This window comes from Streptomyces sp. CA-111067 (assembly GCF_050956065.1).
Lineage (GTDB): Bacteria > Actinomycetota > Actinomycetes > Streptomycetales > Streptomycetaceae > Actinacidiphila.
On sequence record NZ_CP192103.1, the window covers coordinates 2577239 to 2595906 of the forward strand.

General features: G+C 72.7%; 14 protein-coding genes. 9 read left to right on the plus strand and 5 right to left on the minus strand.

Features of this window, described 5'->3' with window-relative positions; translation table 11 throughout:
* The first annotated feature begins 259 nt into the window (after positions 1-259).
* Complete coding sequence (locus ACQPW6_RS11170) at positions 260-730, plus strand: DinB family protein (RefSeq protein WP_433889420.1); 471 nt, start codon at positions 260-262, stop codon at positions 728-730.
* Positions 731-746: 16 nt separating this feature from the next.
* Here ACQPW6_RS11170 and ACQPW6_RS11175 read toward each other — a convergent pair whose 3' ends face one another.
* Positions 747-1649, minus strand: a complete 903-nt coding sequence (locus ACQPW6_RS11175) for an SAM-dependent methyltransferase (protein WP_433889421.1) — start codon at positions 1647-1649, stop codon at positions 747-749.
* Positions 1646-2311, minus strand: a complete 666-nt coding sequence (locus ACQPW6_RS11180; protein WP_433889422.1) for a winged helix-turn-helix transcriptional regulator — start codon at positions 2309-2311, stop codon at positions 1646-1648. Before ACQPW6_RS11180 ends, ACQPW6_RS11175 begins: the two co-directional genes overlap by 4 nt.
* A gap of 166 nt (positions 2312-2477) precedes the next feature.
* Here ACQPW6_RS11180 and ACQPW6_RS11185 point away from each other — a divergent pair, with 166 nt between their 5' ends.
* Both ACQPW6_RS11185 and ACQPW6_RS11190 read left to right on the plus strand, forming a co-directional pair.
* Positions 2478-2927 (plus strand): N-acetyltransferase family protein, encoded by a 450-nt coding sequence (locus ACQPW6_RS11185; RefSeq protein WP_433894499.1) that lies wholly within the window; start codon positions 2478-2480, stop codon positions 2925-2927.
* Positions 2928-3491: 564 nt separating this feature from the next.
* A complete protein-coding gene (locus tag ACQPW6_RS11190; protein WP_433889423.1) occupies positions 3492-4040 on the plus strand; it encodes a hypothetical protein in 549 nt (182 codons plus the stop codon).
* A 75-nt stretch (positions 4041-4115) separates the two neighbouring features.
* On the opposite strand, the gene ACQPW6_RS11195 is transcribed toward ACQPW6_RS11190, so the two are convergent.
* Positions 4116-4547 carry a MarR family winged helix-turn-helix transcriptional regulator gene (locus ACQPW6_RS11195; protein WP_433889424.1) on the minus strand — a complete coding sequence of 144 codons (432 nt, stop codon included), beginning with the start codon at positions 4545-4547 and terminating at the stop codon, positions 4116-4118.
* Between the two features lie 96 nt (positions 4548-4643).
* Here ACQPW6_RS11195 and ACQPW6_RS11200 point away from each other — a divergent pair, with 96 nt between their 5' ends.
* Positions 4644-5057 carry a GlcG/HbpS family heme-binding protein gene (locus tag ACQPW6_RS11200; protein WP_433889425.1) on the plus strand — a complete coding sequence of 138 codons (414 nt, stop codon included), beginning with the start codon at positions 4644-4646 and terminating at the stop codon, positions 5055-5057.
* 353 nt (positions 5058-5410) lie between these two features.
* Here ACQPW6_RS11200 and ACQPW6_RS11205 read toward each other — a convergent pair whose 3' ends face one another.
* A complete protein-coding gene (locus ACQPW6_RS11205) occupies positions 5411-6232 on the minus strand; it encodes a (2Fe-2S)-binding protein (RefSeq protein WP_433889426.1) in 822 nt (273 codons plus the stop codon).
* A gap of 190 nt (positions 6233-6422) precedes the next feature.
* Here ACQPW6_RS11205 and ACQPW6_RS11210 point away from each other — a divergent pair, with 190 nt between their 5' ends.
* The 5 genes from ACQPW6_RS11210 to ACQPW6_RS11230 all read left to right on the plus strand — a co-directional run bounded on the left by ACQPW6_RS11210 (position 6423) and on the right by ACQPW6_RS11230 (position 15492).
* The gene (locus ACQPW6_RS11210) at positions 6423-7646 is read left to right on the plus strand and encodes an ATP-grasp domain-containing protein (RefSeq protein WP_433889427.1); all 1224 of its coding nucleotides are present in this window, start codon (positions 6423-6425) and stop codon (positions 7644-7646) included.
* Positions 7647-7720: 74 nt separating this feature from the next.
* Positions 7721-9835, plus strand: coding sequence for an IucA/IucC family protein (locus tag ACQPW6_RS11215; protein ID WP_433894500.1), 2115 nt, complete (start codon positions 7721-7723; stop codon positions 9833-9835).
* Positions 9832-11760: an IucA/IucC family protein gene (locus tag ACQPW6_RS11220; RefSeq protein ID WP_433889428.1), complete on the plus strand. Its 1929-nt coding sequence runs from the start codon at positions 9832-9834 to the stop codon at positions 11758-11760. Before ACQPW6_RS11215 ends, ACQPW6_RS11220 begins: the two co-directional genes overlap by 4 nt.
* Positions 11761-12179: 419 nt before the next feature.
* On the plus strand, positions 12180-13358 hold the full coding sequence (locus ACQPW6_RS11225; protein WP_433894501.1) for a type III PLP-dependent enzyme: 1179 nt from the start codon (positions 12180-12182) through the stop codon (positions 13356-13358).
* Positions 13359-13779: 421 nt separating this feature from the next.
* The gene (locus tag ACQPW6_RS11230; protein ID WP_433889429.1) at positions 13780-15492 is read left to right on the plus strand and encodes a discoidin domain-containing protein; all 1713 of its coding nucleotides are present in this window, start codon (positions 13780-13782) and stop codon (positions 15490-15492) included.
* Here the strand turns inward: ACQPW6_RS11230 and ACQPW6_RS11235 are convergent.
* Positions 15479-18529, minus strand: coding sequence for an alpha-L-rhamnosidase C-terminal domain-containing protein (locus tag ACQPW6_RS11235; protein ID WP_433889430.1), 3051 nt, complete (start codon positions 18527-18529; stop codon positions 15479-15481). The genes ACQPW6_RS11230 and ACQPW6_RS11235 overlap by 14 nt on opposite strands.
* Positions 18530-18668 lie beyond the last annotated feature (139 nt).

Genomic DNA, 18668 nt, shown 5'->3' on the forward strand with positions numbered 1-18668 from the left:
GTTGACGCCGTACCGGCCGGACGCCCCGAGCCGGCCTCGGACCGTTCCGCCGCAGCTCAATCTCGGTCAGCTCCATGATCCGACCGCCACGCCGCCTCGGTCAGCCCCGGGGGCCTGTCCCCGTTGCCTACAGGAAGGCTTCAGAAGTCGAACGCTGCGGCGGCCGGAGGGCTTTGGCTGTCGCCTTCGAGGCAGGGACACGCTGGGCATTTGTTGTCGTAAACGTTTCCGTTATCCGGCGCTGGTGCAGGGTGGTTCCGTGAAGTCTTCGCGGGATGACGTTCTCGATCTGTTCGACCATGTCTGGCAGCGTTTTCGGAGCCGGATGGAAGGGCTCGGCGACGAGGAATGGCGATGGCAGCCGACGTCCGATGAACGGCTCACGCTGCGGTGGCGGTTGCGGCACATCACGGGGTTTCTGCGCGAGGAGCGGAACGGGCCGTGGCTCGGGATCGGGGCCGAGGCCAGGCTCACGGATGGGCCGGACGGGCAGCGGGGGGCGGCTGTTGACGCCGGAACCGCGCTCTCGGGCGTCGACGAGGCGTTCGCGCTGTGGCGCGGCCAGCTGGCCGCGCTCACCGAGGAGGCACTCGGCGAGCCCGTCGGTCCGCCCGCCGGCCGCTACGGTGACGCGAGCCGGCGCTCGTTCGCGCTGCACATCGCTGACGAGTTGATCCATCACGCGGCGGAGGCGGCGCTCCTCCGCGATCTCTACGCGGCGCGCGGCTGAGGGCGTTCGCTCAGGTTCAGCCCTGCCCGCGGGCAGCGAAGGAACCGCGGTGGACGGACAGGGTGCCTTCCGCGAGGGCGATCGCGAAGTTCAGCATCCGGGTCGGGCCGTCCGACAGCAGTGCGGGGAGGGCGGCTTGGGCGTTCCCGGCCATGATCTCGGCTCCGACGGCCTCGAACCACTGGTTGATCCAGGCGGACTCGTCGGTCCATTCGAGGAGTTCGAAACCGCTTGAGCAGATGGTGGCGCGCAGGTCGTCGGGGGTGAGGAGGAAGCTGTCGGTGCCGTCGAGGGACCAGGGTAGCGGGAGGGGCAGTTGGTGCTGGGGCGCGCTCACTCCGGAGTTGAGGCAGACCTCGAAGGTCGCGAACCGGGCGCCCGGGCGCAGGCGTTGGGCGATCTCGGCGAAGAAGGCCCTCTTGTCGTCGACGTTCATCTGGACGTGCATGGTGTAGGCCGCGTCGAACTCGGCACCGTCGAACGTGCCGACGTCCGTACAGAAGAACCTGGCGCGTTCGGCGAGCCCGGCGGCGTACGTCAACTCCTGGGCGGCCTCGACATATGCGGGCGTGAGGTCCACGCCGATCACGGTGCAGCCGGTGCCGCGGGCGATCTGCCGGGCCGGCCCGCCGAGGCCGGAGCCGACGTCCAGCACCGTCATCCCGGGCGCGAGACGCAGCCCGGGCAGCAGCCGTTCGACGGCTTCTGATCCGCCGGCGTGGTACTGGTCGAGCCGGTCCCACTCCTGCTGGGTCAGTGCGGCCAGGTCGCGGCCGGCGAGGCGGCGGATGGACGCGGCGAGGTCCGTCTCGGAGTAAGTCGTGGTGGCGTGCGCGGTGTTCGTGGCGTGCGCGGTGTTCGTGGCGTGCGCGGCGTGCGTGGCGTGCGCGGCGTGCGTGGCGTGCGCGGCGTGCGTCATGGCGTGGCTCCTGGTCGCGGGGAGGGCTGCGGGGCGGAGTGCATGAGGTCGGTGAGGACGGACGGTGCGCCGTCGATCCGCAGGCCGAGGTCGGCGGCCTCGTCCGTGGTCAGGTAGCCGGACAGGACCGCGCCGACGAGGGTCGCGTCGCCGGTCAGCGTGACGTCGGCGTCGGGAGCCGGTCCGCGGCGGATCTCGAACGTGCCGTGCCGCAGGATCGCGTGCACCGTCTCGTCCCCGGTGTGGAGGCTCAGCACGAACTCCGTCTCCGGGCCGAGGCGGGGGGACAGTTCGAGCGCGGCGAACAGCGCGGACCACTGCGGCTGCGCCGCGTCCGCGCCGGCGCCGCCGTACATGCGGCCGAGGCCCCAGCGGGCCAACGCGTGCACGACGTCCCGCAGTTCCAGGCCGCGGTCGGTGAGCCGGTACAGGGTCGTGCCGATCGGGGGCGGCGCGTCGTACCGCTCGACCAGGCCCTCGGCCTCCATCGTCTTCAGCCGCTCGGAGAGCAGGTTGCTGGCGATGCCGGGCAGGCCCCGCTTCAGGTCGCTGTAACGGCTGGGGCCGAGCGCCAGCAGCTCGCGGACGATGAGCAGCACCCACCGGTCGCCGACCGCGTCCAGGGCGCGGGCGACCGAGCAGAACTGGCCGTAGCTCTTCATACCGGCACTCTAACCGGCCTGGTTTATTTTCTCAACCTCTCACTTTCGTTTAACTACCAAGAGGTGGCACCTACCGCGCTGGCATAATCCACGCGTGAACGTACGTACGAAGGCAGACGAGACATCCGCAGGTCAGACGGCACCCGGCGGGCTCCGGAGCCCGCGCCTGGAGTGGAGCCTGCGCGGCGCCGAACTCGCGGACGTCGAGACGATCGTCGAGCTGCGCGCCGTGGTGATGCGGCCGGATCTGGAGCGGTTGGGCCGTTTCGACGAGCACCGGGTCAGGCAGCGGCTGCGGGACGGCTTCTCCCCCGAACACACCTCGGTCATCCTGGCCGACGGCGCTTTCGCGGGTTGCGTGACCCTGCGGCCGGCGGCGGACGGCCGGTGGCTCGAGCACTTCTATCTCGACCCCGGGGTGCAGGGGCGCGGGCTCGGTTCCGCAGTGCTGCGGGAGTTGCTGGCGCGGACCGATGGGGAGGGGGTGGCTGTGCGGTTGAACGTTTTGCAGGGGAGCGGGGCGAGGCGGCTTTACGAGAGGCACGGGTTTGTTGTGGAGGGGGAGGATGCGGTTGACGTCTCCATGGTCCGGTTGCCCGTGGGGCGCGCGGTCTGATCACCCGGCTGCGCCGTCGCTCCCGGGTTTCCGCTTTTCCGGCCCGGTGGGCGGGGTCCGTTCGTTTCCGGGTGCGCCCGGTTGCCTGCCGTTTTTTCCCACCCGCCCGCCCGTGCAGGTGCGTCCTTGGGTGCGGGTCTTCTGGTGGGTGGGGTCGGGGCCGGTCCGGGGCACCTCCTCGGGCTGCTCACGCGCCCGGGAGCGTTTCGTTCACCCCATGTCGTTCACAGCCCTGCGGGGGCACCCCGGACCGTCCCCTCCCAGGCCGGACGGCGGCTTGAGGCCGCTGGGGGTGATCGGTGGGGGTGGGCGTTGGTTGTCGGGTGCCGGTCGCTGGGTGTTTCGGCTGGGCCACTGAATCGGTGGCGGTGCTGGGGTAGTTGGAGACGGTGGCGGGCGGGCTGACGTGCCAGGGAGGGCCGGTGACGTGCAGGTAAATGGGTGCTGTACGGTCTGGTGCGGCTGCGCGCTGGGGTGCGGCGCGCATGATCCGGGGGGGTGGGCATGCCGTCATGGTGGCGTGGGCAGCGCGTCGGGATCGCGGTGGCTGGTGTGCTGGTGTGCGTGGCCGCCGGAGCGGTCTTCGGCCTGAAGGACGGCGGTGGAGGGAAGGCCGCAGCGCCCCCCGCGCCGACCACCGGCACGCCGACCGCTACCCCCGCGGCGCTGTCCGTACCGGATGCCACACCCCTGGCGCCGGCCGCGGCACGACAGAAGGCCGCCGCGATCTGCCGCTCGGCCAACACCTACTACCAGACCGAGTTCAACGACGGCGTCACCCTGATCCTCAACCGGCCCGCTACCGGCAGCGACCCGGCGTTCTCCGCCTGGTACAAAAAGGCGGAGAACGGCGACCAGCAGCGGTGGAAGACCGCGTCCGCCGAGGTGTACGGGCATTTCACTGCCGCCGACGAGCCGTCCTCGGTCAGGGACTGGTACGACGACAACGGCCTGCTCTCCGCTGATCTGTCCATTCTGGCCCATGACGGGCAGGAAGCGGGCGGCCCCCCTGACGCCGCCGCACGGCAGGCGGTCAAGGAGGTCGTGGCCCACTTCCGCGGGGACTTCGCGGACGCCCAGAAGAACGCTGACCGCATCGCGGCCGGCAAGTAGTTCGGACACGTCCCCCTCCTGGCCGACCTCGCCCGCCAGCCGGTTGGGTGCGATCGGGCCGGTCGGGTGCGGGATCTACTCGAGGATGCGGGTGAGCAGCGCGGTGAGCGTGTCGCGCTCGGTGGCCGACAAGGCGGCCAGGACGTCGCGTTGAACCCTGGTGAGGGTCGTGTCCAGTTCTTCGAGCCTGCGTCGCCCGGCGGCGGTCAGGCTGATCTGGTTGCGGCGCCGGTCGCCGGGGTCCGGGGTGCGCGCGACGTGGCCTTTCTCCGTCAGCTCATTGATCATTTTGTGCATGTCGCTCTGGTCGATCCCGCACCGTTGGCCGATCCGCACCTGACTGTCCGGGCCGAACTCGTCCAGCGCGGCGAGGACCGCGAAGTGATAGGCGTGCCCGTCGGCGGCAGCCATCGTTTCTCCGATGAGCCGATGCGACCGCGCGGACACCTTGCCGATCAGCCAGCTCGGCTTGGTGCGCAGACGGGCCGGTGCTTCGTCCATCTCCATGCGAGAAGTCTAGCCAATCCCTTGGTCCATCCCATGAACCGTGTACTCTTGGTCCGGCCAAGATTGGTAGAACCAAGGGATTGAGGGGTGGAAAGAATGTCACTCACTTTGGACGAAGCCCGGGCCGTCAGCACCCGGGTGCGCGAGCACGCCGCCGAGATCGGCGCGGCTGTCACCATCGCCATCGTCGACGGCGGCGGGCACCTGCAGGTTCTGGACCGCATGGACGGTGCCTCTCCGATGTCGGCTCGGGTCGCCCCGGCGAAGGCGTCCGGCGTCGCGCTGTTCCATCAGGACAGCAAAGACCTGGTACGCCTGCAGCAGGCGTACCCCGCGGTGGTCGCGCAGATCATCGAGGTAGCCGGAGCGCCCATCGTGGTCGGCCTGGCCGCCAGGCTGATCCGGCGCGGCGGTGCCGTCGTCGGCGCGATCGCCATCGCCGGAGGAACCCTCGCCCAGGACGACGAGTGCGCCGACCTCGGACTCGCCTCCGCGACTGCCTCCGCGTAAGCCGCGCCGCCACCAAGGCAACTCCCAAGGCCGGCCCATACCCGCCCTGCCCGGGAAGCACCAGCGGCACCCCGCGATGACCTCCCTCAGTAACCAGCCACCCGACAACGAACGCGCACCCCCACCGATCACCCCCCGCGGCCTCAAGCCGCCGACGGACCCGGGAGGGGACGGACCGGGGTGCCCCCGCAGGATTTCCGACAGACCGGCCCGCACCCGAAAAACAAACCCGCACGGAGGAAATCCGAGGAGGTGCCACGGGCCGGCACCGACCCCACCCACCAGAAGACCCGCACCTTAAGGACGCTCCTGCACGGGTGGGCGGGGTGGGAAACACCGGAAGGCCACGGCGCCTAGCCGGAAACGCAACCCATCGCCGCGGGAGCGGTCGCGCACGTGCGGCGGGGGCACGTGGAGCAGGTTTCGTCAGGGCGCACCGTGTAGTGGAGGCAGCAACCGATGCGCGTCCGGGTCAGGCTCGGCTCGCCGGGGAGAGCGTCGGGGGCGGGGCGGAAGTGGGCGCCGCCGGGGAAGGGCGGGAAGGGGACCGGGAGGAGACGGGTGGCCAGGTCGGCGCCGTGCTGCTCCTCGCCGAGGGCGCGGCCGAGGTGCCAGAGGCCGGAGACGAGGTCGTCGCCCGCCATGCCCCACAGGGCGCGGGTGCCGCGCCGGAGGCGGGGCCGCAGAGTGGCGAGCAGCGGGCGTACGTGGTCGGCGACCACCCGGCGCAGCTCGGCGTGCATGTCCTCGTCGGAGTCCAGCACGGTCGCCCGCGGGTCGGCTGCCGCCGGGTCGTCGGGCAGGCAGGCGAACGCGCCGGGCGTCACCCGAAAGGAGCCTCCGGGGCCGACCCGGATGTCCTCCGGACGGAGTAGCGGTACCCGCCGATCGAGGTACCACGGCCCGCTCATCAGCAGCCCGGCCGACCAGAGGTACGAGTGCAGGGCCCGGGTGGCGACCACGTCCTCGCGCGCCTCGACGCCGTGGGCGAGGCGGATGCGGGTGGCCTCGGCCGCCAGGAACGAGTCCAGGGCCGCCGGGTCGTGGGCGAGTGCGGCCGCGTCGCTCCAGCCGGGCCCGTCACCAGCGCCGTCACCGAAGTCCGCGGGCGTGACGGTGAGCCGGAGCACGGGGCACAGCACGGCGAGCCGCCGGTAGGCCCAGACCAGACTCATCCATCCTCCGCACCGCCGGGTAAGTAGGTAAGGTTCACCTAATCACGATCTTCACCCCCCGACCAATTCGACGCACCCGGGAGTGAATTGACAAACTTAGGTCTGCCTAACTTACGCTGGCCGCGCTGTTTCCCCGCCCGCTGATTTCGAGCGGTCGGCCGATCTCCTCCGCTCGGAAGCTGACTCGCCTGTGCAGATGTACCTGCTGGCCCTGAACCCGACGGACTCGGTCACCGAGGGGTTCATCCCCGCCGCCCTGCGGCTCGGCCTGACCGTCACCGTCCTCACCGACCAGCCCGCGGCGCACCGCGCGGCGAACAAGGCGGCCGGCCACGACGGGGCGGTGGAGGTGCTGGAATGCCCGGTACGGGATTTCCGCGAGGTGGTGGCCCGGATCTCGGCGCATCGCCGTCCCGGCATGGTGTTCAGCAACAGCGACCATCTCCAGGTGCAGACGGCGCTGGCCGCCGGGTATTTCGGCCTGCCGGCCAAGGACTGGCGGGCGGCGCTGCGCACGAAGGACAAGGCGGAGATGCGGCGGGCGCTGGCGGCGGCGCCCGAGCTGCCGGACGGGACGGCGGTGCGTGCCGCGGAGGTGCCCGCGGGGCAGGACCCGGCCGACGCGCTGCGCGGGCGCGACCTCCCCTATCCGTGTGTGGTCAAACCACGGGAGGGCGTGGCCAGCGAGGACGTCGTCCTGGCGGCGGACGAGGCCGAACTCCTCGCGCGCTGCGGGGAGATCCGGGGCCGGCGGCCCGAAGCCGCCCTGGTCGTCGAGGAGTTCCTGCCGGGCCGGCTGTGCACGCTGGAGACGCTCGGTGACGGACGGACCCGGCGGGTGCTCGGCGGTTTCCACACCCGGCTCTCGCCGCCCCCGTACTTCATCGAGGAACGGCTGACCTGGGAGCCGGACCGGCCGGCCGCCGTGGTGGACCAGGTGCTGGCCCAACTCGACGTCCTCGGCGTCGGATTTGGGGCGTGCCACACCGAATTCGTCGTGGACGGGGGGCGGGCCAGGATCGTCGAGGTCAACTACCGGGCGATCGGCGACCAGTGCGATCTGCTGCTCGCGGAGTTGCTCGGGGTGCGGCTGTTCGAGTACATCCTCCGCGTCCACGGTGGCGAGCCCGTCCCGCCCGACCCGTGGCCGGAACCCGGCCGGGCCGCGTGCCTGGCCTACCCGTACGCCCGCACGGCGGGAACGCTCACCGCCGCGCCGGGACCCGAGGACCTGGAACGTGACCAGGTCCGGCTGGCCTACCGCCCGCTGCGGGCCGTCGGAACGCGGCAGCCGCTGCATCACACCAACCGCGACCTGCTGGGCGTCGCCCGGGCCATCGGCCCCGACCAGCAGACCCTGGACCGGATCGTCGACGCCTTCGTGGCCGCGCGGCACTGGGAGATCACCCCATGACGCCGACCGGCCGGACGACCCGCGCAGCCGTCCCGCCCGGTGCCGTTGACGCGGTTGACGCGGTTGAGCGCGGCTTGTTGCTACGAGTGCTGAGCACGTTCCTGCGCGAGGACGTCTGCGGGCTCCGCACCCGCACCCGGGTCGAGGACCGGCCCGACGGCCGCTGGTTGCGCCTGAGCGGCGGGCAGGGGAAAGGGAACGGGCAGGGGCGGGACGACCTCCTGCTGCCGGTCGAGAGCGACGGCTTCCAGTGCGAATACGCTGCGCGGCTGCCGGTGATCCGCGTCGAACCACCCCGCGAGGTAGGGGAGTTCGACGGGATGGCCGAGCCACCGGCTACGGACGCGTCCCGGCTCCCGACTCCCGCCGAACGGGACTCCACGGCCCCGGGGTTGACGGCTCCGCCCTCCGCCCGCGGAGAGACCACCGGACGCGAGCCGGCCGGCCCGAAACCCGCCGGAGGAGAACCCGCCCGCTGCGGCGCAGAGCCCACCGGCCCGGGTCCCGCCGGCCCGAAACCCGGCCGCCCGGGCCCCGCCGAGCCGCAGCCGCAGCCGCAGCCGCAGCCGAACGGAACCGGACCCGGCAACCTGGATCTCACTGAGCCGCAGCCAGGCGGACCGGAACCCATCGCCCCGGATCGAGCCCGCCCGGGCTCCCGGGGCCGGGAGGTGGGTCAGGGGGAGGAGATTCTGCGCCTCATCGGTGAGTTCGGGGCCGCTGAGGACGCTGCCGGGTTCGACGCGTTCGTCGGGGAGTATCGGGACGCGCTTGCTGCGCTGCGGCTTCAGGGCGATACGCGTGACGAGACGATGGCGCGGCTGCGCGGGCGCTTCGGGGGCGATCCGGCCGACTGGCGGGGGGCGGAAGCGAGCCTCGCGTTTGACACCCTTGCCGCTCGCCTCGGGCATCCGCTCTATCCGACCTCCGCCGCCCGGCCAGGGGTGAGCTCCGGGCAACTGCTGCGCTACGCGCCCGAGTTCGCGCCCACGTTCGCCTTACGGTGGCTCGCCGTGCCCCGTGACGCGCTCACGGTCAGCGGCACCGGGCCGGGCGAACCGCTCGCCGGCTTCTGGCCGACGCCCGGCGAACTCGGGCTGGGCGGCCTCGACCGTACGCATGTCGCCCTGCCCGTGCACCCGTTGACGGTCGGCGAGCCGCTGCGTGAGGCGTTGCGTGCTGCCGGGCTGGCGGAGCGGGCGGTTCTCGCGGACCGGGCCTTTCTGGAGGGGGTGCCCACGCTGTCCACCAGGACCGTTGCGCTGCGCGAACACCCCAGCGTGCACCTCAAGTTGCCGCTCGCCACCGCTACGCTCGGCCGGCTCAACCGGCGCACCATCAAGCCCGGCACCCTCGTGGACGGGGCCGCGGCCCAGCGGCTGCTGGAGGCCGTGACGGCGCGCGAGCCGCGGTTCCAGGGGCTCGTACTGCACTGCGACGAGACCCGCTGGGCGCACGCCGGGCATGAACTGCTCGCCGTCCTGGTGCGCCGGCAGCCCACGCTGCCGGCCGACTGCACCGTACTGCCGCTTGCCGCGCTGCCCGCCGCCGCGCCCGACGGCCGGCTGGTCGTCGACCACCTCGCCGACCGCCACGCCGGAGGGGACCCCGTCGCGCTGCTCGACGCCGTCCTGACTCCGCTGCTCAACTGGCAGGCCACGCTGTTCGGTTACGGCATCGCGCTGGAGTCCCACCAGCAGAACATCTCGCTGCTGCTCGACCAGGACGACACCGGCGCCACCCGCGTCAGACTGCTGTTCAAGGACGACGACGGGCTGCGGGTCAACCGGCACCGGCTCGCCGCCGCGCAGGCCCCCGCGCCCGCGGACTTCGACGATCCGCGGATCACCGTTGACGACGACGGGCCGCTGCTGGCGATGTTCACCACCATCACCGTCCATCTGTGCGCGGGCGCGCTGGCCTTCGCCCTATCGGGTCCCGGCCGCGCCCCGCTTCCGCGGCTGCTCGGGCTGATACGTGACCGCCTCGACCAGGCGGCCGCACAGCTCGACGGCCTGCCCGGCGACCGCGGGCGGATCCTGCGTGCCGCGGTACTGGAGTCCGACCGTCTGCCGGTCAAGGCGATGCTGACCGCGGGCACGCTGCTCACGAAGCAGCGCTCGGGCGCCGCCGACATCAACAAGCACTACACGACCGGCCCCAACTACCTTCTGCGCGAGCCTCGATGACTTCGTCTTACGTTCCGTCCACCGTTCCGTCCGCCTCCTCCGCCGGCGCCGATCAATCCGGTCCGTCCGACCCGTCCGACCCGTCCGACCCGTCCAACCCGCCCGGTCCATCCGGTCCGCCCGACCCGTCCGACCAGACCGGCACCGCCCGAGCCGAGCTGCCCTCTGCCGACGACGCGGTCGCCCACACCCTCCTCAACTGCCTGCTGCGCGAGATCACCGGCCCGAGGGCGACGGCGGCCACGGCCGTCGCGGACCGCGGCACGCTCGCGGTGCGGCTCCCGCACACCGGCGTACGGCTCCAGGTCGCGCTGCGGCGCACCTCGCTCCTCGGGGCGCACCGCTTCACCGGACCCGTCCGGCAGCACGCGGCAGGAGAGTGGTCGCCGATCGGCTGGCGGCAGCTCGCCGAGCACATCCACGCCGAACTGGCCGCGCACACCGGGCTGGCCAACGACGAGTTCGTCGCCCAGGTCGCCGCCAGCCACCAGGGCGTCACGGCCGCGCTCGGACTGCCCAGGCCGCGGCCCGGCGACGACCCGCACGGCCGCTATCTGGCCTCCGAGCAGTCACTGGTCTTCGGCCACCGCTTCCACCCGGCCCCGAAGGCCCGGGACGCCGAGCCCGGCCACTGGCGGAGGTACGCGCCCGAGGCCGCCGCCGTCTTCCCGGTACGACTGCTGGCGGTACGGGACGAGTTGGTGGTCGAGGAGTGCGCGGGGCCGGGCGCGGCAGGCCCGTTGGACGGTCTCGGGCCCGCACCCGCCGGGTACAAGGTACTGCCGGTGCACCCCTGGCAGTACGAACTGCTGCGCGAGCGACCGGCGTTGGTCGCGGCCATGCGCCGCGGCGAAGTGCGGGACCTCGGCAGCAGCGGCACCCGGTTCGCGGCCACCGCCTCGGTGCGCACGCTGTACGACGGCGACGCCTTCCTCAAGTTCAGCCTGAACGTGCGGATCACCAACTGCCTGCGGAAGAACGCCCGTTACGAACTCTCCGGCGCGGTGGCGCTGACCCGGCTGCTCGGGCCGGTCACCGCCGACCTGGCCGAACGGTTCCCCGGCAGTACGCTCCTGCGCGAGCCGGCCTTCCGCAGCCTGACGCTCCCCGGAGGAGACGGCGCGGAGGATCTGGAGCTGCTCGAGGGCTTCGGGGTGATCGTCAGGGAGGGGCTGGCCGGGGTGCTGCGGCCGGGGGCGACCGCGCTGCTGGCCGCCGCCGTCGCCGACGAGTACCCGACCGGGCCCGCACACATCAGCCGGCTGCTGCCGCCCGGCGCCGGGCCGGCGGCGGTGCTGCGCTGGTGGGATGCCTACCTCGGGCTGCTGGTGCCGCCGGTGCTCGCCGCGTACAGCGACCACGGGGTGGTGCTCGAACCGCACTTGCAGAACGTGCTGGTCTGCGTCGGCGACAACGGGCTGCCGGTGCAGATGCTCTTCCGCGACCTGGAGGGCACCAAGCTGGTCGCCGAGCAGCACGCGGCGACCGTGGCCGCGCTGCCCGAGCACATCGCGGGGCCGCTCACCTACGACGGCGACCAGGGCTGGAACCGGCTCGTCTACTGCCTGCTCGTCAACAACATCGGCGACATGCTGGCCGCGCTCGCCGACCTCTCCCCCGGCACCGAGCCCGCGCTCTGGCTCGCCGTGCGCCGCGTCCTCACCGACCACGCCGCCCGGCACGGCCGCCACCCCCGGCTGGACGCCCTGCTCGCGGGCGAACCGCTGCCCGCCAAGGCCAACCTCCTCACCCGCTGGGGCCGCACGGCCGACCGCGAGGCGTCCTACGTACGCCTGCCGTCCCCGCTCATCCCCCGGCAGCCGGCCGGGCCCACGACGACGCCGCGCAACGAAGCGCCACCCGAGCCGCTGCCGTCGACCATCCGCCCAGGCGGCCAGTACAGGACGGGCGGTGCCACCCGATGACCACCCAGGAACCGTCCGAACAGACCGGTCGCCCGCCCGACCCAGACGCGGCCGCACTACAACGCCTCCCGGCCGACGCGAACCCGCCCGGACAGGCCGGTCGCCTCCACGGCCCGAACGGGCTCGGACCGGACCCCGTTCCGGCCGCCCGGGACGCGGTCAACCCCGTACCGGATCCCGTCCCGGCCGGCCAGGACCCGGCCGAGCAGAACCGTCCCCCGGCCGACGCGAACAAGCACGAACCGCACCCTGACCCGGCCCAGTTGAACCGCCTCCCGGCCGACGCGGACGAGCAGGGGCGGGACCATCTCCCGTCCGCACCGGAAAAGTCCGCACGAGACCGTGCACCGTCCGGGCCGAGCGCGCCCGGAGCGAGCCCGCCCCCGGCCTATCCGAACCCGGCCGTCCGGGATCTCGTCCTGGACCTGGCGGACGGCGAACTGCCCGCCTACGTCTATGACTTGGCCGCGCTCGACGCGCACGCCGGCGCCGTCCGGGCCGCGCTGCCGCCGCAGGTGGAGCTGTACTACGCCGCCAAGGCCAACCCGGAGTCGCGCATCCTTGCCGCGCTCGCGCCGCACGTCGACGGCTTCGAGGTCTCCTCGGGCGGCGAACTCGCCCATGTGGCCGAGGCGGTGCCCACGTCAGCGATGGCGTTCGGCGGGCCGGGCAAGACCCCCGCCGAGATCGCGAGCGCCCTCGCCCTCGGAGTGCACCGCTTCCACGTCGAGAGCCTGCACGAGCTGCGCACCCTCGGCCACCTCGCGGCCGGCAACGCGGGCACCCCTGTCGGAGTCCTGCTGCGCTTCAACCTCGCGGTGCCCGCCCGGCTGCTGGCGGCCGGAGCGCTGGCCATGGGCGGCCGGCCGTCGCCCTTCGGGCTCGACCCGGGCGAGGCCGATGCCGCCGTGCGGATGCTCACCGACGGCTCGTACCCGGAGTTGGAGCTCGTCGGCGTGCACGCCCATCTCGCCAGCGGGCTGGACGCTGCCGAACTCGCCGCCGTCGCCGAGGCGGTGGCCGACTGGGCGACCGCTCTCGCGCGGCGGCACGGCGTCGCCTTGGGCGAACTCAACGTCGGCGGCGGCATGGCGGTCGACTACGCCGACCCCGGCGCCCACTTCGACTGGGCCGGATACGGGGCCGCCCTCGGCCGCATCGCGCGCGACCGTCCGAGGTTGCGGCTGCGGATCGAACCGGGACGGGCGCTGACCGCCTACTGCGGCTGGTACGCCACCGAGGTGCTGGACGTGAAGCGCAGCCACGGTGAGGAGTTCGCCGTCGTCCGCGGCGGCACCCACCATCTGCGGACGCCCGCGGCCAAGGGCCACGATCAGCCCTGCGCCGTACTCCCGGTGGCCGACTGGCCGCACCCCTGGCCGCGCCCGGCGGGCGGCCCCGGGCCGGTGACCCTGACCGGGCAGCTCTGCACGCCCAAGGACGTGCTCGCCCGCGCGGTGCCGGCCGCCGGGCTGCGGGCCGGCGACCGGGTCGTCTTCGCTATGGCCGGCGCCTACGCGTGGAACATCTCCCACCACGATTTCCTGATGCACCCGCACCCCACCGTGCACTTCGTGGGCGGCACGGGGGCCCGCTGACCGACTCCCGCCCGCCCCAAGGCTGACCGCTCCCGCCCGACCGACCCGGCCAAGGCAGGCTCCCGGCCGCCCACCGCCGACCGCCGCAAACCTGGCCGCCCACCGGCCCCCGCCACCACGCCCGACCGACACCGGCCTGACCCCCCGAACCGCCCACCCCCACTGGGAATCGATTCCAGATCAGCCAAGCCCCAACCAAGCCAACCCCCAAGCCCCCGGCCAACCACCCCCGCGGCCCAAACCGCGCAAACCATAACCAACTTGGCGATCCATCCAGACCCCGCCAACGGGTTGACCCTGCTCGCACCCCCATGCCACGCTGGCATCGATTCCAGCAAAAAGAACCCGCCACGCGCAGATTACAGCGACCTATTGAATCGTTCCAGACCCCCCACCACCCCCTCACCCCCGGGAGCCGCACATGCCGAACACCCCCACCGGAGAAGGACCCCGCACCCCCGGCGCCCCGCGCCGCAGCATCCTCAAAGCCGGGGCCGGGGCCGCCGCCCTCACCGCCACCGGGCTCACCCTCGGCACCGCCCAGCCGGCGTCGGCAGCGCCCACGCCGAGCCGCTCCCCCGGCCCCCAAACCCCCGCCCCCGCCCCCGTCGGTACGGCCGATCCCCCCTACATCCCGTCCTATCTCGACGGCCGGCCGATCGCGACGCAGCGGCTCGACGCCCGCGACACCGGGCCCGTGCTGCTGCACGGCGACGGCCCGGACCGCTGCGACTTCTACGGCGCCCGGGACATCTGGGCGTACCGGCACGGCGGGATGTTCTACATGAACTACGACGGCGCCGGCGACGACGGCTGGCTGGCCTGCCTCGCGACGAGCACCGACGGCGCGCGCTGGACGAAGCACGGCCCCGTGCTCCAGCTCGGCGCGCCCGGCGCCGGGGACTCCGGCTCGGCGAGCTACGGCGTCACCTACGAGGCAGCGCCCGGCGACTGGCACATGTTCTACCTGGGCACGCCGAACACCACTCCCCCGCCCGACCGGATCCCGGCCTTCCCGTACCTCACCCTCAAGGCGCACGGCAACGGGCCGGCCGGGCCGTGGACCAAGCAGCCGGACGTCGTGCCGTTCAGCCCGCAGCCCGGCACGTACTACTCCACGACGGCGAGCCCGGGCCAAGTGGTGCGGCACGGGGGCGAGTTCCTGCAGTTCTTCAGCGCCTCGACGCAGGACGACGAGCACGGGACGCGGCGCACGATCGGCATCGCCCGCACCCGCGACCTGAACGGGCCCTGGCAGATCGACCCGGAGCCGATCGTGCCGCTCGACGAGCAGATCGAGAACACCTCGCTCTACTACGAGCCGCACAACGACACCTGGTTCCTGTTCACCGACCACATCGCGCTCGACTCCTTCGGCGAGTACACCGACGCGGTCTGGGTCTACTGGACCCGCGACCTCGACCGCTGGGACGCGCAGGACAAGGCCGTCGTGCTCGACCGCTCCAACTGCGCCTGGTCGCCCTATGTGATGGGGCTGCCGTCGGTCGTCCCGGTCGGCGACCGGCTCGCGGTGTACTACGACGGGCGGGCCGCCGCCGACGTCTCGCACATGGGCCGTGACGTCGGGCTCGCCTGGCTCGACCTGCCGCTGTGCCCGCCGCAGGGGCCCGTCGGCCGGAACGCCGCCAGGTCCGCCCGGGTGACGGCCTCCTCGACCTACCCCGGCTACGCGCCGGAGCGGGCCGCCGACGGACGCCGATCGACGGAGCTGGGCGGGGACTTCGGCTGGAGCAACGACACGGCCGGGGCACTGCCGCAGTGGCTGGAACTGGATCTGCGGGCACCCCGGTTGGTCGGCCGGATCGATCTCTACACCACCAGCGGCTACGAGTTGGGCGACTACCGGATCCAGCGCTGGGACGGTGACGGCGGCTGGTCCGACCTCGCCGCCGTCACCGGCAACACCGCCGCCTACCGCGTCCACACCGTCGAGCCGGTCCGCTGCGAGCGGCTGCGGGTGCTGTGCGAGCGCGGTCCTAACCGGCAGCCGGGGTTCGCCCGGGTCAACGAGATCGAGGTCTACCCGCCGCAGCCCCGACGGCCCGGCCGGCCCGCAGAGGACGAGCCCACGGACGACCGGGCCCACGGCGGCAGCGGGCTCAACCAGGCATGAGGTAGCAGGACTTCACCACGTTCTGGGCGGGATCGCCGAACACCGCGTTGGTGCAGGCGGTCCCGCCGGTGAGGGACTTGGTGGTGAACGAGGAGCCGGCGCCGTACGCGACCGTGCGGATGCCGCTGAACGCGCACAGGCCGTTCTCCGGGCCGCAGTAGGCCGATCCGGCCGGTCCCGTGCCGACCGGGCCGGTGAAGCAGGACTTGACGAAGCCGTAGTCGGGGTCGCCGAGCGTGGCGTCGTCGCAGGCGGTGCCGCCGGTCACCGTGCGGTAGGTGTAGATGCCGTCGGCGCCGTACGCCACCGACCGGGTTCCGGTGAAGGCGCAGTCGGCGTTCTGCTGGGCGCAGGAGGTGTAGCCGGCCGGCGCGGTGCCGCCCGGGTTCGCGGCGACGGTGAAGGTGCCGGGCTGGACCCCGGTGAGGTAGACGTAACCGGCGTCCTGGTGGGCGCCGCCGATGCCGGCGGTCGCGGTGAACGTGCCGTTGTTCCAGACCACTTGGCCGTTGACGGCGACCACCGGGTGCGCGGCGCCGTAGGTGGGCACCGCGATCGTGCCGCTGGTGCCGCCGGGCGCGGTCACCTGCATCGAGAGCTGGCCCGCGCCGCCCTCGCTCGCCCACTTCACCTGCACCGGGCCGTGCGGAGTCGGCGCCTGCCCCTCGGCCCAGGCCAGATCGCCGGGGTGCGGCTGCACCGACCAGGTCGCGTAGCCGGGGGAGGCCGGCCGGATGCCCAGCACGTAGCCGGACAGCGTGCCGGTGGGGGCGGTGGACCAGCCGTGCGCCAGGCTGGTGCCGGTACCGAGGCCGGGGCTGCCGTCGGCGGCGGAGACGTTCTCCCACATGGTGCCGGTGGCGTAGCCGGGGGCGCTCAGTATGTGGCCCCAGACGGTGTTCAGCAGTTGCTCGGCGTTCGCGGTGTCGTCGTTGGCGAGCCGGGCCTCCAGCTCGTAGCCGCTGATGAACGGGCTGATGACCGCCCTGTTGCCGGTGTCGGCGGTGAACGGCACGGGGCCGTAAGGGCTGGTCCACAGCTTGGACTTCAGCGCCGCCAGGATCGAGGCGTTCCTGCCCGCGGGCGCCACCCCGTAGAGCACGGCGAGCGCGTTGGCGTCCTGGGCGACGCCGGTGGTCTGGGTGTTGCTGGTGTGGTACAGCCCGGTCGCGTTGTCGAAGAGGTGCGCGTTGATCGCCGACTTCAGCGCGGCGGCCTGCTGGGTGTACGCGGCGGCCTGCGCGCTCTGCCCCGCGGCGGCGGCGATCTGCGCGCCGTCCAGCAGCCCCTGGTAGTACAGGACGTTGTACTCGGTGACCTCGCCGGTCTTGTCGGCATCGTAGAAGTCCCAGTCGGCGCCGTCGCCGCTGGTCACCGCGAGCAGTCCGTTGCCGTCCAACTGGGTGGCGTTCCAGGCGAGTTCGGCCTTCACGATCGGCCACTCCTGCTGCATGAACGCGGTGTCGCCGGTGTAGAGGTAGTACGAGGCCAGGCCCAGCAGCCAGTAGATCGAGTACGAGGCGGAGTAGCTGCCGGTCGTGCCGGGGATCGGCGGGCCGGTGTGCAGCGGGACCTGCGGCGGCTCGTCACCGGCCACGAACCCGCTGGAGAGCTGGTAGCTGCCCAGGATCTGCAGTGCGCCCTTGAGGTAGGCCGAGTCGCCGGTGGAGTAGTAGGTGGTGGGGCCCTCGATGTTCATGTCCCCGCTCCAGATGGCCCGGTCGCGGGTGGCGCCGTCGAGGATGGACGGCAGCGCGTTGGTGCCGGGGACGGTGAAGTCCGCGAGCGCCGAGGTGCTGCTGAGCGGGTTGCTGTAGAGGGTGCCGCCGGAGGACGCCACCACGCTCAGGTTGCGGAAGTCGGCCTCCTCGCCGTTGAACTCGCGCAGGCCCACCGTGCCGGTCGGGTAGGCCGTGGAGCTGACGGTGGCGACCGCCTGGTGGTCGACGGCGACCGTCATCGTGTTCCCGGCCGCCGTCGTGGTGACGGTGTGCCAGCTGCCGGGCTTCAGGTCGAAGGGCAGCGCCACCGTGCCGACCGGGGTGTAGGTCCCGTTCTGCTCGACGAGTTCCTGGAGCGAGTTCGGCGTGCCCGCCGTGTCGTTGTCGGCGTCGAGGATGAACACGTAGCCGTTGTCGGCGTTCTGGCCGCGGACCATCCAGCCGGCCTGGTTCGTCACGATCCTGGTGTCGAACGTGGTGGAGTAGTCGCCCCAGGACGCGCCCTGTCTGAGCAGCCCGGCGTTGCCGCCGAAGTCGTTGAGCACGCCGCCGCTGATCCGCCAGGAGCCGGGCAGCGAGCCGGTCGGGGCGGAGTCGAGCTGCCCGGTGTAGGCGCCGCCGTACCAGATCTTGTTCAACTGGTCGGAGCTGGAGACGAAGTAGCCCTGGTAGCCGTCGGCGCCGGTGCGGTCGGCGATGTAGTGCAGGCCGACGGCGCCGAGGGTGACGGTGCCGGGCGAGGTGAGGGTGATCTCCTCGTAGCGCTCGCCGCCCTGCACGTAGCGGTTGGTGAGGGTGCCGGGCGCGGTGACGGTGTACGAGTCGTGCCGGGCCGGGTCGCCCTCGGCCCAGGGGACGGCGCCGTCGCCGTTGGCGGTCAGGTACTTCTGGGCCTCGCTGTAGCCGGCCTGGAGGGTGGGCGAGCCGGACGCGGCCTGGACGTCGAAGTACGGCACGCCGCCGGTGTTCCTGCCGTAGTCGAGGACGACGGTCGGGGTGGCGCCGCCCGCGGCGAGCGTCAGCGTGGCGCCGCCCGCTCCCCCGCAGACCAGGTTCTGCGCCCCGGTGACGCTGCCCGAGGTGCTCGCCACCGCGGTCGGGCAGACGGTGCTGCCCGCCGGCGTCTGGACGTAGCCGGACCAGTCGGGGTCGGCGGGCCACGGCGTGCTGGAAGCGGCCGCGGCTTTCGCCTCGGAGTGGCCGGACTCCGGTGCCGCGGCGGCCAGTTGGGCGGGCGCCCAGAGCAGGAGGGCGAACACGCAGCTCAGGGCCGCGACGGCGCGGCGACGGCCGCCGACCCGTGGTTCAGTGATCATGGCTGACTCCGTGGGGGGAGAGCGATCCCGGCTGTGGTGGCGGCTGTGCGAGCATTGCTTGAATCGTTTCAAGCAACAGTACCGTCGCAGAGACTATTGACCGCCGTGCCGCCGGTCAATGCCTTGCGCGGAGTCCGCC